Origin of the sequence: Mycobacterium sp. E740 (genome assembly GCF_001672895.1) — a bacterium.
Taxonomy (GTDB): Bacteria; Actinomycetota; Actinomycetes; order Mycobacteriales; family Mycobacteriaceae; genus Mycobacterium.
Map to the genome: position 1 here is coordinate 1 of NZ_LZKP01000171.1, position 14,515 is coordinate 14,515.

General features: G+C 68.7%; 14 protein-coding genes. 8 read left to right on the forward strand and 6 right to left on the reverse strand.

What is annotated here, in order from left to right; genetic code table 11:
- The first annotated feature begins 77 nt into the window (after window positions 1–77).
- The gene (locus A5663_RS16010; protein ID WP_068151043.1) at window positions 78–815 is read left to right on the forward strand and encodes an SDR family NAD(P)-dependent oxidoreductase; all 738 of its coding nucleotides are present in this window, start codon (window positions 78–80) and stop codon (window positions 813–815) included.
- Here A5663_RS16010 and A5663_RS16015 read toward each other — a convergent pair.
- Together A5663_RS16015 and A5663_RS16020 are read right to left on the reverse strand one after the other, a co-directional pair.
- Entirely contained in the window at window positions 781–1,569 is a 789-nt protein-coding gene (locus A5663_RS16015; protein WP_068151011.1) for an enoyl-CoA hydratase/isomerase family protein, read from the reverse strand. The genes A5663_RS16010 and A5663_RS16015 overlap by 35 nt on opposite strands.
- Before the next feature lie 20 nt (window positions 1,570–1,589).
- Window positions 1,590–2,285, reverse strand: coding sequence for a TetR family transcriptional regulator (locus A5663_RS16020; RefSeq protein ID WP_068151013.1), 696 nt, complete (start codon window positions 2,283–2,285; stop codon window positions 1,590–1,592).
- A gap of 70 nt (window positions 2,286–2,355) precedes the next feature.
- On the opposite strand from A5663_RS16020, the gene A5663_RS16025 reads away from it, so the two are divergent.
- Together A5663_RS16025 and A5663_RS16030 are read left to right on the forward strand one after the other, a co-directional pair.
- Complete coding sequence (locus A5663_RS16025) at window positions 2,356–3,420, forward strand: ferredoxin reductase (RefSeq protein WP_068151015.1); 1,065 nt, start codon at window positions 2,356–2,358, stop codon at window positions 3,418–3,420.
- Between the two features lie 15 nt (window positions 3,421–3,435).
- Complete coding sequence (locus tag A5663_RS16030; protein WP_068151019.1) at window positions 3,436–4,557, forward strand: acyl-CoA desaturase; 1,122 nt, start codon at window positions 3,436–3,438, stop codon at window positions 4,555–4,557.
- Window positions 4,558–4,573: 16 nt separating this feature from the next.
- On the opposite strand, the gene nei2 is transcribed toward A5663_RS16030, so the two are convergent.
- From nei2 to A5663_RS16045, 3 genes are read right to left on the reverse strand one after another with little or no spacing between them, the layout of a single operon-like run.
- Window positions 4,574–5,332 (reverse strand): endonuclease VIII Nei2, encoded by a 759-nt coding sequence (nei2, locus tag A5663_RS16035; protein WP_068151022.1) that lies wholly within the window; start codon window positions 5,330–5,332, stop codon window positions 4,574–4,576.
- A gap of 3 nt (window positions 5,333–5,335) precedes the next feature.
- Window positions 5,336–9,880: an ATP-dependent helicase gene (locus A5663_RS16040; RefSeq protein ID WP_068151046.1), complete on the reverse strand. Its 4,545-nt coding sequence runs from the start codon at window positions 9,878–9,880 to the stop codon at window positions 5,336–5,338.
- 38 nt (window positions 9,881–9,918) lie between these two features.
- Window positions 9,919–10,569 (reverse strand): TetR/AcrR family transcriptional regulator, encoded by a 651-nt coding sequence (locus tag A5663_RS16045; RefSeq protein WP_068151026.1) that lies wholly within the window; start codon window positions 10,567–10,569, stop codon window positions 9,919–9,921.
- A 123-nt stretch (window positions 10,570–10,692) separates the two neighbouring features.
- On the opposite strand from A5663_RS16045, the gene A5663_RS16050 reads away from it, so the two are divergent.
- Complete coding sequence (locus A5663_RS16050) at window positions 10,693–11,532, forward strand: SDR family oxidoreductase (protein WP_068151029.1); 840 nt, start codon at window positions 10,693–10,695, stop codon at window positions 11,530–11,532.
- A 27-nt stretch (window positions 11,533–11,559) separates the two neighbouring features.
- Here A5663_RS16050 and A5663_RS16055 read toward each other — a convergent pair whose 3' ends face one another.
- The gene (locus A5663_RS16055; RefSeq protein WP_068151031.1) at window positions 11,560–12,153 is read right to left on the reverse strand and encodes a restriction endonuclease; all 594 of its coding nucleotides are present in this window, start codon (window positions 12,151–12,153) and stop codon (window positions 11,560–11,562) included.
- Window positions 12,154–12,242: 89 nt separating this feature from the next.
- On the opposite strand from A5663_RS16055, the gene A5663_RS16060 reads away from it, so the two are divergent.
- From A5663_RS16060 to usfY, 4 genes are all read left to right on the forward strand, one after another.
- Window positions 12,243–12,923 carry a PAS and ANTAR domain-containing protein gene (locus tag A5663_RS16060; RefSeq protein WP_068151049.1) on the forward strand — a complete coding sequence of 227 codons (681 nt, stop codon included), beginning with the start codon at window positions 12,243–12,245 and terminating at the stop codon, window positions 12,921–12,923.
- 79 nt (window positions 12,924–13,002) lie between these two features.
- Window positions 13,003–13,374 carry a hypothetical protein gene (locus tag A5663_RS16065; RefSeq protein ID WP_068151034.1) on the forward strand — a complete coding sequence of 124 codons (372 nt, stop codon included), beginning with the start codon at window positions 13,003–13,005 and terminating at the stop codon, window positions 13,372–13,374.
- Entirely contained in the window at window positions 13,371–14,000 is a 630-nt protein-coding gene (locus tag A5663_RS16070; RefSeq protein ID WP_068151037.1) for a flavodoxin family protein, read from the forward strand. Before A5663_RS16065 ends, A5663_RS16070 begins: the two co-directional genes overlap by 4 nt.
- 102 nt (window positions 14,001–14,102) lie before the next feature.
- Entirely contained in the window at window positions 14,103–14,411 is a 309-nt protein-coding gene (gene usfY, locus A5663_RS16075) for a protein UsfY (protein ID WP_068151040.1), read from the forward strand.
- Window positions 14,412–14,515 lie beyond the last annotated feature (104 nt).

The window sequence follows — 14,515 nt, forward strand, 5'->3', positions numbered from 1 at the left end:
CCTGGATCTCGTTGGTGACGCCTGACGAGCTGCGCCCTCTGCAGGCCGCCGTGCGGGCCATCGACCGACTCTTCGACATGACCGGCCGCACCGTGATCGTCACGGGCGGCACCAGGGGCATCGGGCTGGCCCTGGCTGAGGGATTCGTGCTCGCCGGCGCCCGAGTCGTGGTGGCCAGCCGCAAACCCGACGCCTGTGAGCGGGCCGCGCAGCACCTGCGGGACCTGGGCGGTCAAGCGATCGGAGTGCCGACCCACCTCGGCGACGTCGACGCCCTCGAGGCGCTGGTGCAGCGGACCGTCGACGAGTACGGCGGTCTCGACGTCGTGGTCAACAACGCCGCGAACGCTTTGGCGCAGCCACTGGGCGAGATGACTGCGGACGCGCTGACCAAGTCGTTCGAGGTGAACCTGCGCGGGCCGGTGTTCCTGGTGCAGGCGGCGTTGCCCCATCTCAAGGCGAGCGCGAAGGCGTCGGTGATCAACATGGTTTCGGTCGGCGCGTTCAACTTCTCGGCGATGACTTCGATCTACTCCGCCAACAAGGCCGCGCTGATGTCGTTCACCCGATCGATGGCTGCCGAGTTCGCGCCGTCCGGTATCCGGGTCAACGCGATCGCACCCGGTCCCGTCGACACCGACATGATGCGCAACAACCCGCAGAAGGCGATCGACGGGATGGCCCGCAGCACGTTCTTGAAGCGGCTGGCCTCGCCCGACGAGATGGTCGGCACCGCGCTGCTGTTGGCCTCCGACGCAGGCAGCTACATCACCGGCGCGGTCATGATCGTGGACGGTGGCGGAACGCCTCGCTAGCTTGGCGCATCTCACCGCTGGTCGAGGACAGGATCTGGCTGCGGTTCTCCAAGTGCAGCGCCGCCTCCAGGCTCGACGCCTCGAGGTTCGCCCAGAGCACCTGCTTGGTGGACTCGACGCCGAACTTGCCGTATCCGCACAGGGTTTCGGCGATCGCGACGGCGTCGTCGACAACCGACCCGTCGGACGAGAGGCGTGAGACCAGGCCGAGTCGCAGCGCCTCGGGCGCCTCGACCGCGCGCGCGGTGAGGATGAGGTCGAACGCGGGGCCGGCGCCGACGATCCGCGGGAGTGTGTAGCTGACCCCGATGTCGCAGCCGCCCAGGCCGAGCTTGATGAACTGTGTGCAGAAGCGGGCGGATTCCGCGGCGACGCGGATGTCGCAGGCCAGTGCGATGCCCATCCCGCCTCCGTAGGCGACGCCGTTGACCGCGGCGATGACGGGTTGCCGCAGCCGGTGGATCCGCGTTGTCAGGTCGGCGATGCGCTCCTGCCATCGCATGCCCGAGCGCGGGAACTCCGTTCCGCCACCGGCTTTGTCGGGGTGGGGGTCGGTCAGGTCGAGACCCGAACAGAAGCCGCGTCCGGCGCCGGTGAGGACCACGACACGACAGTCGTTGTCCGCGCCGATCCGCCCGAGCGTGGCGTGCAGATCCTCGACGAGTTCATAGGAGAGGGCGTTGAGCTTTTCGGGCCGGTTCAGCGTGAGCACGGCGATGTCGGGGCGGGGGTGGTGCAGTTCGAGATGCGGCATGCGCACACGCTAGCCCGCGGTCAGGCGCTGCTGCGCCACCCCGCGACGCCGACCACGATCATCCGCAGCTGTTTGACGGCCACCCGTTTGATCTCGTCGAGCGCGGCCTGGTCGTGAGCGTCCTCGATGGCCTCGGCGATCACGATCATCGCGTTGACGAACAAGCTCGCCAGGATGTTGAGGTCCTCGGCACTCCAGGTGTGCAAACCGGGGAACCGGGCCAGGTCGATCGCCAACTCCGAGGTGATCAGCCGGATCTCGGTGCGGATCGCGTACCGCAGCACGCTCACCCCGCTGTTGCGTTCGCGGCCGATGAACCGCCAATGCTCACGACGCTCGTTCACCCCGTCGATGAGGATGTCGACGCTGGACTCGATGACGCGCTTGGGGTCGAGCTTGCCGGTGCGCGCGCCGCGCAGCATCTCGCGCAGGCTGCGGAACGACTCGTCGATGAGCACCAGGCCGAGCGCTTCCATCGACTCGAAATGCCGGTAGAAGGCGGCGGGCACGATGCCCGCCTCCCGGGTGACCTCGCGCAGGCTCAGCGCCGAGAAGCTGCGGTCCTCGAGCAGTTGCAGGGCGGCAGCGACGATCGCGCGCCGGGTGGCTTCCTTGCGCTCCTCGCGCGTCAACGTCGCCCGCGACGGCTCCCGGGAGCGCGATTTACCCGATCGGCTCGACCGGCTCGTTCGTGAGCTAGGCGTACGACCGTTCACTATGTGAAAGGTACCACAACCAGCGTCGGAACTATTGACTGATGCAGTGTCATGCGCGCATGGTGTACATATGTTCACTCAAACTTTGACCCGGGGGATCTGGGACAGGGCGCTGCGGTCACCGCTGGCAGACCTGCTCACCGGGCCCCACGGCGTAGACCGATACACCGAGCTCGTAGCGCCCACCTGGAGTCGAGGCGACGCCCGCGCCGAGGTGGTCGCCGTGCGACGGCAGACCCCGCGCAGCGTGACCCTCACCCTCGCGCCGAATCAGGCGTTCACCGGACATCGGGCCGGCCAGCACATCAACCTGACAGTGGAGATCGACGGCCGTCGTCGCACCCGCCCCTATTCGCCGGCCAGCGCCGAAGGCGCCGCCCAGCTCGAGCTGACCGTCGGTCGCCACGACGGCGGTCTGGTCTCGACCTACCTGTGTGACCACGCCCGGCCCGGCATGGTGGTCGGCCTCGACTCGGTGGACGGCGACTTTCTGCTACCAGCCACCCGGCCGCGGCGCATCCTGTTCGTGTCCGGCGGCAGCGGCCTCACCCCGGTCATGTCGATGTTGCGGACGCTGCGCGCCCAGCGCTTCGATGGCGAAGTCGCTTTCGTGCACTACGCGCGTTCGGCCGACGAGGCCTGCTACCGAGCCGAGCTCGCAGCGATGCCCGAAGTGCGGGTGCTGCACGGGTACACCCGCGAGACGGCCGGCTCGGATCTCGAGGGCCGATTCGGGCCCGCGCATCTGGCCGCCGCCATGCCGGAGCCCGACGCGGTGTTCGTTTGCGGTCCGCCCGAACTGGTCGAGGCGGTGCGGGCGCACTGCCCGAACGCCCGGTCCGAGAGCTTCGTTCCACCCGAGTTGGCGCCGGCCGAGGCGTCGGGCGGCCTGGTCGCCTTCACTGAGAGCAGCGTCGCGGTGGCCGACGACGGCCGCCCGCTGCTCGAGCAGGCCGAAGCCGCCGGGCTCAACCCGGAGAGCGGATGCCGAATGGGCATCTGCCACAGCTGTACTCGCCGCAAGACCCGCGGCGCGGTCAAGAACCTGATCACCGGTGCGGTGTCGAGCGCCGACGAGGAGGACATCCAGATCTGTGTGTCCGCCCCCGTCGGCGACGTCGACATCGCGCTGTAAGAAAGGAGTCACACGATGACTGTCACCACCGCCACCACCACTGTCACGGCCCCACAGCCGCGCACCCTCGAGAAGACCGTCGCAGGCAAGACGATAAGCCTGACCCCCGAACAGGCCGAGGCATTCGGGCGGGAACTCGACGCGCTCAAAGAACGGGTCATCGCCGACCTCGGCGAGCGCGACGCCACCTACATCCGCCGGGTCATCAAGGCGCAGCGCACTCTCGAGATCGGTGGCCGAGTTCTGTTGTTCAGCGGGATCTTTCCGCCGTTCTGGCTGGCGGGCACCACGATGCTGGGCCTGTCGAAGATCCTCGACAACATGGAGATCGGCCACAACGTCATGCACGGTCAGTACGACTGGATGGGCGATCCGGCGTTGTCGGGCAAGAAGTTCGAGTGGGACACCGCCTGCCCGGCCGACCAGTGGCGCCACTCGCACAACTACATGCACCACACCTACACCAACATCGTCGGCATGGACCGCGACGTCGGCTACGGCATCCTGCGGATGAGCAAGGACCAGAAGTGGACGCCGTACTTCCTCGGCAACCCGGTCTACGCGTTCCTGTTGATGGTGCTGTTCCAGTACGGGGTCGCGTTGCACGAACTCGAGACCGAACGCATCCGCGCCGGCGAGATCACGATCGCCGACAAACGCGAGATTCTCGAGGGCATCTGGCGCAAGACCAAACGCCAGACGCTCAAGGACTACGTCGCATTCCCGTTGCTGGCCGGGCCGTTCGCGCCATGGGTCCTGGCGGGCAACCTCACCGCGAACCTGATGCGCAACGTGTGGTCGTACATGATCATCTTCTGCGGACATTTCCCGGACGACGTCCAGGAGTTCTCCGTCGAGGAGACCAAGGCCGAGACGCGCGGGCAGTGGTACTTCCGCCAGGTGCTGGGCTCGGCGAACCTGACGGGGGGCAAGCTCTTTCACATCCTGAGCGGCAACTTGTCGTTCCAGATCGAGCACCACCTGTTTCCCGACATCCCGGCCCACCGCCACGCCGAGATCTCCGAGGAGGTCAAGGAGATCTGCACTCGCTACGGCATCCCCTACAACAAGGGTTCGCTGCCGCGGCAGTTCGCGACCGTGGTGCGCAAGATCGTCAAGCTGGCCCTGCCGGGCTGAGCCGCCGAACTGAGCCCTAGGTCTGGCAGGCCGGACACCAATAGGAGACGCGATCACCGCTGCTGTCGGACTCGATCGGAGTCCCGCACCGGCGACACGGCTTACCGCGGCGGCCGTAGACCCACAGGTCATGGCCGCCGCGGGTGTCGCCGGTGGTGGTGCGGTTGACGCGAGACCTGTTCAGCCACAACATGTCCCTGGCCCGCTGCACCATCCGCAGCGGGTCTTTGACATTGCGCACGGCGGTGGTCGGCAGGTAGCCGGTGACAAAGCACAGTTCGTTCGCGTAGACGTTCCCGACTCCCGCCATCACGCGTTGATCCAACAAGGCCTCGGCGAGCGGCCGGTCGGGATCGGCGACGAGGTTGGCGCGGGCGACGCGCGGTTCCCAGTCGTCGCCGAGCAGGTCCGGGCCGAGATGAGCGACGGCCTCCATGTCGTGTTCGCGTCGCAGGATCTCCAGCACGCCGAGATCGACACCCGCGACACGAGAGTCGCTGGTGTGCAGCAGGATTCGGATCTTGTGCTCCGGCACACGGCGGATCTGGCCGCCGATCAGCCACGCGCCCTCCATTTTGAGGTGCGAATGGATGCTCGCGTCCGCGACGCGGATGAACAAGTGCTTGCCGCGGCTCAGCACTTCGTCGACCACGCACCCGGTCAGGTCCACTGTCGCGAACTTCGGCACCCGGACGTCGCAGCGGGTGAGTTCCTTGCCCTCCAGCGCCTCGCGCAGCTTGGCGGCCGTGCGGTAGACCGTGTCGCCTTCGGGCATGCGTCAGCGTAGCCGCAGGCCGCGGGGGGTCCGGGCGAAGCCCGCACCCAGCAGCGCGTCGTGCACCGCCGCGCGCTCACCTTCGGCGCCCGGTTCGAGCACCGGCACACCGTTGACCTTCTCGACGAGGAACGAGCCGACCCGACCGCTGCCGACGAGGTCGGCGAGGGTTGCGGCCGCGGCGATGTGCGCCTCGGCATCGCCGGTGAAGGACAGCAGCGAGCGGCCCCCGCGTTCGAGGAACCACACCAGTTCGCCGTCGACGATCGCGACCAGCGCGCCCGCTTTGCGACCCGGCCGGTGCGCGATGTCCTCGTCGGATCGCTTGGCCGGCCACGGCAGCGCGGCGCCGTACGGGTTGGCCGGGTCGGCCGCCGCCAGCACCACCGCGTGGTACTCGCGGTGGTGCTGCTGGTCCACCCCGTCGAGGTAGGTGCGCAACCGGTCGACCGTCGAGGCCACCGCGAACTGCGCTCCACCCAACGACTCGACGAAATACCCGCGCTGGCAGCGACCGGCGTCCTCGAAGGCGGTCAGCACTTTGTAGAGCATCGCGAAACCACCCGGCACGCCCTCCGCGCCGACCGCCCCCTTGGTCAACACGCCGTGGCGGCTTAGCAGCAGCTCGGCGTGAAAGTGCGCGCTCACGGTCGATTCCGGTTCCGCAGCCGGCAGCGCTGACCAGCGGCCCGCCACGGTCGGGTCGGCGTTGCGGGTCTGGGCGTGCGCGATGCTGTAGCGGCTCAGCCGCGGGGCCCGCTGGCGCTGCCGGTGCGCGGGTGCGCTTCGCCGGCCCGCCGTACCGCGGGTGCCCATGAGCAATGCGCGCACGGGCGCGAACGTGTCACCGGTGACTCGGCCCGCCCAGATCAGCTCCCAGAGCGCGCGCTTGTGCTCCTCGGTGGGGTTGTCGGCGAGCTGACGGAAGAAGAAGGCGCCGCCACCATCGAGCGTTTCGAGGATCGCGCGATGGGTCTCGGTGAACTCGATCTCGGCGGGAGGGGCCAACGTCAACGGCGCCGACTCGGCTGGATGGAACGCGATCCACCCATCCGAAGTGAGCGGGCCGCCGCCTATCTGCCCGGCACCCGACCACGTCACCTCACCGGACGCCAGCAGTTCGTCGAGCAGCGCGGGCTGATAGTCGCGGACGCGTTGGCCGAACACGAGCGGTTCGACCGCAGAAGCCGGAATCGGCACCCCCGCAAGCTGTTCGATCACCGCGGCGAGGCCGTCGACCCCCGCGTTGTGGGCCGAGCCGACCAACTGCCACGCGGGCAGGAACCGGCCGTAAGCAGCGGTGCTGACCGGTTCGATCTGCGCGCGCAATGCGGCCAGCGAGCGGCGCCGTAGGATCTTGAGCACCTCGGAGTCGCACCACTGTTCGCTGTCGGGGGCGGCGCTGGCGAACTCGCCGCGAATCAGCTTGCCGTCGATGGCCATTCGGCCCAGCACATCTGCGGTAACCCGAAGGCCCAAGCCGAACCGGGCGGCCGCGTCGTGGGTGGTGAACGGTCCACGGGTGCGCGCATAGCGGCCGAGCAGTTCGCCGAGCGGATCGTCGACCGATTCGGTGAACACCGTCGGCACGCCGACGGGAACCGCGACGCCCACCCCGTCGCGCAGCAGGCCGATGTCCTCGATGGCGACCCACCACGTTTGGTCGGCGAAGCTGACGTTGAGCGCGCGCTTCGCGCCGCGCAGCCCGTCGAGCCACCCGCCCACGTCCGGCGTCGTGGTCCGCTCGACGATCTCGGCCTCCGTCAGCGGGCCCAGCAGCCGCAGCAGGTCGGCGATCCCCTCGGCGTCGCGGGCGCGGCGGTCCTCGGACAGATGCTGGAGCTGCCGGGTGGTGCTCTCGATGACCTGCGGGTCGAGCAACTCGCGCAGCTCCACCCGGCCCAGCAACTCGGCGAGCAGGACGCTGTCCAACGACAGCGCCGCGGCCCGTCGTTCGGCCAGCGGGCTGTCGCCCTCGTACATGAACGCGCCGACGTAGCCGAACAGCAGCGACGCGGCGAACGGCGACGGAGTGGCGGTCTCGACCTCGACGATGCGCAACCGGCGCTGCGCTACCCGGTGCATCAGCTCGGTCAGCGCCGGCACGTCGTACACGTCCTGTAGGCATTCCCGCACCGCCTCGAGCACGATCGGGAAGTCGGGGTACTTGCGCGCGACGTCGAGCAACTGCGCGGCGCGCTGGCGCTGGTGCCACAGCGGTGAGCGTTTGCCGGGATGGCGGCGCGGCAAAAGCAGTGCGCGCGCGGCACATTCACGGAACCTCGATGCGAACAGCGCCGAACCGCCGACCTCGGCGGTGACGATCGGCTCGACCTCGTCGGCGTCGAACACGAACAGGTCGGCTCCCGGTGGTGCGTCTTCGGTGTCGGGCAGCCGCACGATGATGCCGTCGTCGGACGCGGTGGGCTTTTCCTCGATGCCGTAGCGCTCACGCAGGCGCCGGGCCACGGCCAGCGCGAGCGGGCCGTGCACCCGCAGGCCGTAGGGCGAGTGCAGGATGACGCGCCAGTCGCCCAGTTCGTCGCGGAAGCGTTCGACGACGAACGTGGTGTCCGACGGCACGACACCGGTGGCCTGGCGCTGGTCGTCGATCAGCTGCCACAGGTTGTCGGCGGCGAACTCGTCGAAGCCCATTGTGCGACAGCGCTGCTCGAACTCTTCGCGGCCGAGGCGGGCGAGCTCACCGGTGTAGGCGCCGACCGCCGCGCCCAGTTCGGCGGGCCGCCCGACGCCGTCGCCGCGCCAGAACGGCAGCCTCGCCGGCTGCCCGGGCGCCGGGACCACCAGCACCCGGTCATGGGTGATCTCGGTGATCCGCCAGCTCGTGGCGCCCAGCGAGATCACGTCACCGGGCCGCGACTCGTAGACCATCTCCTCGTCGAGTTCACCTACCCTGGAAGGCTTTTCGGAGTCGGTGGCCAGGTACACCGTGAACAGCCCGCGGTCGGGGATCGCGCCGCCGCTGGTGACCGCGAGCCGCTGCGCGCCGGGCCTGGCGGTCAAGGTGCCGGTGTCGCGGTCGTAGACCAGGCGCGGCCGCAACCCGGCGAACTCTGTCGACGGGTACTTGCCGCTCAGCAGGTCCAGCGTCGCCTCGAATGCGCTGCGCGGCAGGGTCGCGAAGGGGGCGCTGCGCCGCACCGCGTCGAACCAGTGGTCGGCGTCGACAGGCTCGAGCGCACACGCCGCGACCGTGTGCTGGGCCAGCACGTCGAGCGGGTTGGCCGGCACCCGCATCGTCTCGATCTCGCCGGCGAGCATGCGCTTGACCGTCACCGCGCAGCCGATCAGATCGGTGCGGTGCTTCGGGAACAGCACGCCTTGGGAGACCTCGCCGACCTGGTGGCCGGCGCGGCCGATGCGCTGCAGACCGCTGGCCACCGACGGCGGAGCCTCGACCTGGATCACAAGGTCGACGGCTCCCATGTCGATGCCCAGCTCCAGGCTCGACGTCGCGACGACGGCTTTAAGCCTGCCGCTCTTGAGGTCGTCCTCGACGATCGCCCGCTGTTCCTTGCTGACCGAACCGTGATGCGCGCGAGCGAGCAGCGTCGGCGCGCCGGATGCCTGACCGCTGCCCATGATATGAGCCGGTGAGCCGCCCGCGACCCCGGTATTGGGTCCGGTCTCGAGCTCGACGCCGGCTCGTTCGGCGTGAATCTCGTTGAGCCGCGACGTCAGCCGTTCGGCGAGGCGGCGCGAGTTGGCGAACACGATCGACGAGTTGTGCGCCTCGATCAGGTCGACGATGCGCTCTTCGACGTCGGGCCAGATCGTGTTGTTCTCGAGGTTGGCCATGTCGGGCACCGGCACCTGGACCGATAGGTCGAACGTCTTGGCCGCCGGTGGCGCGACGATCGTCGTGCGGGCCTGCCCGGACAGGAACCGCGCCACCTCTTCGGGCGGGCGCACGGTCGCCGACAGCCCGATCCGCTGGGCGGGCTTGTCCAGTATCTGGTCGAGGCGCTCGAGCGACAGCGCGAGGTGGGCACCGCGTTTGGTGGCCGCGACGGCGTGCACCTCGTCGACGATGACCGTCTGCACGTTCGCCAGCGTGTCGCGCGCTGCGGACGTCAGCATCAGGAACAGCGATTCGGGCGTGGTGATCAGGATGTCGGGCGGCCGGGCGATCAGTTCGCGGCGCGCCGCGGGCGAGGTGTCACCGGAGCGCACGCCGACGCTGATCTCCGGCGCCGGCACGCCGCTTCGCTCGGCGACGCGGGCGATGCCGGTCAGCGGCGTGCGCAGGTTGCGCTCCACGTCGACGGCCAGCGCCTTGAGCGGCGATACATACAGCACCCTGGTCCCGGTGCGGGCCGGATCGGGTTCGGATGCCAACCGATCGATGGCCCACAGGAACGCCGCCAGCGTCTTGCCCGAGCCCGTCGGGGCGATGACCAGCGTGTTGTCACCGTCGGCGATCGCCGACCAGGCTTGCGCCTGGGCGGGCGTCGGCTCGGCGAACGTCCCGGTGAACCACACGCGGGTCAGGTCGCTGAACCGGGCGAGGCCGGTGCTGGTACTCATCGCCTCCATGGTGCCAACCGGGTGTGACAAGTCCGTGGCTAGCGGCGGTCGGGGGAGACGGCTTCGCGCAGAGCGGAAGGAACGCCGGGCACCCGGCCGATCGCATCGAGCAGGCTGTGCGCGGACGCGTCAGCGAGCTGGCCGGCATCGATCGACGGGTCGATGAGCCGCTGCCTGCACATCTCGAAGGTCAACGCCAGCCAGCCGTAGACGGTGACGCGCAGGTCGCGCTCCACTTTGGAGTCGAGGTCGTCACCCAGCGCGGTGTGGATGCGCGCCAGGATCCGGTCGGCCTGCCGGTCGTTGTCGATGTCCTCGATGCCACGCAGCACCGGGTCCGAGCGGCCCATGCCGACGTACGCCGCCCACGCGCCGTGCGGATGCTCGTCGTCGTAGCGCAGGTAGGCCAGCACGCCTTCGCGGACCTGGTCGAACAGGCTCTGCCCCGGCCGCGGCGGGGTGTTGGTGGCTTCGAACAGTCGCTCGCCCTCGGCGCGCACCACCGCCGCGAAGAACGCGCGCTTGTCGGGGAAGTAGTGGTACATCAGCGCGCGCGACACCCCGGCCCGCTCCGCGATCTCGTCGACGCGCACCTCGTCGTAGGGCCGCTGGCCGAACACCTCCGCGCCGAGCAGGAGCAGCTCGTTGCGGCGGTCGGCGGGTGAGAGCCGTCGTCGGGACTCAGCCATGCGCTCATCCTAGTGAACACATGTCAAACAGGACCGTCGACGCGATCGCCTGCGCGCTGCGTATTCGCGCGCTGGGTGGGTAACCCCGCGGCAAGTCATTTCACGCCTACGAGAGGTTCGTCGATGGGTTTTCCTGAACAGCAGCAGTCCCCGCCCGGCGTGCAGAGCGAGATGGACCCGGTACCCGACTGCGGGGAGACGAGCTACCGCGGCTCGGGACGGCTTACCGGCAAGCGGGCGGTGATCACCGGCGGCGACAGCGGGATCGGCCGCGCCGTCGCGATCGCGTACGCGCGTGAAGGCGCCGACGTGCTGATCGCCTACCTCAACGAGGACGGTGACGCCGCGGAGGTCAAGCAGCACGTCGAGGAGGCGGGCCGCAAGTGCGTGCTGGTGGGAGGCGACCTCTCCGAGCCCGCACACTGCCGCGCCGTGATCGGCAAGGCCGTCGACGCGTTCGGCGGGATCGACGTGCTCGTGATCAACGCCGCCTACCAGATGACGCACGAGAGCCTCGACGAGATCAGCGACGAGGAATGGGATTACACGTTCCGCCTCAACGTCGGGCACTACTTCCATCTCGTCAAGGCGGCGTTGCCACACATGGATTCGGGCGCGTCGATCATCGGCAGCTCGTCGGTGAACTCCGACATGCCCAGCCCGACGCTGGCCCCGTACGCGGCGACCAAAGCGGCAATCGCCAACTTCTCCGCCAGCCTGGCACAGTTGTTGGGGGAGAAGGGAATCCGGTCGAACAGCGTGGCGCCCGGCCCCATCTGGACGCCGTTGATCCCGGCGACCATGCCGAACGAGAAAGTGAAGTCGTTCGGCGATGACACCCCGCTCGGCCGTGCCGGTCAACCCGTCGAACTGGCTCCCGTGTACGTGATGCTGGCCTCCGACGAGTCCAGTTACGTCACGGGCGCACGGATCGCGGTGACCGGCGGCAGGCCGATCCTCTGACACCGGGCCGCGCCGGTGGCGACACGCTCAGCTGACCCTCGGCGGCACCGACGGGTCCAGCAGCCGCCGGATCGTGGCACGCAATCGGGGCAGCTCGGCGCCGCCGACCAGCTCACAACCGTGCAGCTCGGCGAGTTTCCGTGCAGCCGGGGTGAATTCGTGGTTGGTGACGACCATGGTCATGGTGCAGTCCTGCATCGGCGCACCGGCCACCACCTCCTGCACGGCGCCCGCACCGACGGGTCGGGATTGGCGTTTGCATTGAATGGCAAGACGATTCGGCCGCTTGCCGACGATGATGTCGACGCCCCAGTCGCCGGTGACCGCGGTCATCATCACCGGTGCGCCGCAGGACCGGGCGATCCGTGCGACGTGATCCTCGAACTCGGCACCGCTCATCGGGGCGGTGACGTCCTCGCGCGCAGCCGGTGTCAGCGCGCCCGTGAGTGTGCCCGCCAGGAAGCGCGGACCGGCGACGAGTAGGAGCGGCGCGAGGAGTCCCAGCGCCGCACTCCACTGCGGAGCGGCCCCGACAAGCCACGCTCCGGTGCCCGCCGTGGCCGCCGCCGCCAGGTAGACCTTCAGCGTCACGCGACGGATCCTAGGGCGGCGCACCGACATCGCGGCGGCGCGATTGCCGGGTGTCCGGAAAACGAATGCTCGACGTGGCGCGACGCACTATCCGCGCTGGCCGCGTTAACCTGCGATTCATGACCGAAGGGCTGGCGGACGGCGAGGGGCAGACCCCCGTCGAGCAAGCGCTCGCCGGCGGGGATCCGCACCGTGTCGGCTGGTTCCGGTTCTACTTCGCCGACGAGCGCTGGGAGTGGTCCCCGCAAGTGGAGCGGATGCACGGCTACGAGCCGGGCACGGCGCGGCCGACGACCGAAATCGTGCTGTCGCACAAACACCCCGAGGACTACGGCCAGGTGGCCGCGACGCTCGACGAGATCCGGCGCACGTCGGGGGCGTTCTCCACGCGGCACCGGATCATCGACACCCACGGCGAGGTGCACCACGTCGTGGTCGTGGGCGACCAGCTCTTCGACGAGAGCGACGAGGTCGTCGGCACCCACGGGTTCTACGTCGATGTCACCCCATCGATTCTGAAACGACGCGACAAGATGGTCAGCGCGGCGGTCGCCGAGATCGCCGAGAACCGGGGGCCGATCGAGCAGGTCAAAGGCATGCTGATGTTGATCTACCGGATCTCGGCGGACTCGGCGTTCGAACTGCTCCGGTGGCGTTCCCAGGAGACGAACACCAAACTGCGGTTACTCGCCGAGCAAATCGCCGAGGACTTCCTCGGGCTGACCTACGAGGAGGAGTTGCCGCCGCGCTCCACCTACGACCGGTTGCTGCTGACCGCGCACAATCGCGTTCGGTCCTGAGGTTTATCGAGCGGTTGGCCGGGAATCCTCCGCCACATTCGATCGGCGCTGGCTGAACAGCAAATACGGAGAATCTGTCGTGTACCACGGTCCTGGCGAATTGAGACGAGTCGACAGCGGACTGCGGGACGCCGTGCGGTTCGCGATCGGGATCGGCGTCACCGGAGCGGTGTTCCTGCTCGCCGCGGCGGTCTGGGTGAGCACCTGTCAGGGCGCGACCGCCGACAGCGTCGCATGCGGGGCGCCGCAGCGGACCCTCTTGGCACTCGCGGCGCCCGCGGTCCTGTGTGCCGGCGGGCTGCGCGCGTTGTTGCGCGCCTACCAGACCTGGCGTCGCGGCGACATGTCGGCAGCGTGGCATGGCGCGGGATGGTTCCTGGTCGCGTCGGCCTTGCTCGTCCTGACGACGAGCATGCCGCCCATCACCGGCGCTGCGGTGTTCGGCGGATGAGCGTGCCGAATGCCGACCGGCCGGTGACCGCTGTGGCGTTGGTGTGCAGCCTCAAGCCCCGTCCGGCGGAGTCGAGCAGCGCGCTGATGGCGGAGCACATCTGCGGAAACCTGCGCAGCGCAGGCGTCGAGACGGAGTCGGTGCGATGCGTGGACTTCGCGATCGCACCGGGCGTCGAAGCCGACATGGGCGACGGTGACGAATGGCCGCAGATCCGGGAGAAACTGCTGCGCGCCGACATCCTGGTGCTGTCGACCCCGATCTGGTTGGGCCACCCCTGCAGCGTCACGCAGCGGGTGCTGGAACGACTCGACGCCGAACTGTCGAACACCGACGACGCGGGACGCCCGGTCATGGTCGGCAAGGTCGCAGTCGTCGGCGTCGTCGGGAACGAGGACGGCGCGCACAAGGTGATCGCCGACTGCTTCCAGGGACTCAACGACATCGGTTACAGCATCCCGGCGCAGGGCGGCACCTACTGGACCGGCGAGGCGATGCAGAGCAAGGACTACAAGGACCTCGACGAGGTACCCGAAGCGGTCGCGTCGACCACGGCCGCGCTGGCGCGCAATGCCGCTCATCTCGCGAGAGCGCTTCGAAGCGGGCAATACCCGCCCTACCAGTGACGTTGAGGCCGTAATCGGATTTCGCTCTCGCGCGCTCGGATAGTTCTACCGTGGTAAGCAGCCCACAATTGCGGGCAGGGGTATGCCGAGAGAGGAGTACCGATGAAGAGCCCGAAGGATCCCATTGACCACGCGAGGACCACGCGTCCGCACGCGGGGGAGTCGATGAAAGACACGAAAAATCTGCCGGGGCTGGTCGTGATCGGGGTGGCCCTGGTGTTGTTCGTTTCGGCGCTGGCCGCACACGGTGCGAGCCATCACGGGGTGGGCATCGGCCTGGGCTGCGGCTCGGCCGCGCTGTTCGTCATCGGCGGCGGATGGCTGCTCATCGAGCACCTGCGGGTGCGCAAGATCGAAGATCGTTGGTACGCAGAGCATCCCGATGCCGTCCGGCAACGGCCCAGTAGTTGAGACAACATGAGAAAAGCCCAGCCGAAACGGCTGGGCTTTTCTTCTTGGACAGGCTTACTGTTCGGACTTCTCACGCTGCTCGGCGGCCTTTGCGCCACTCCGCG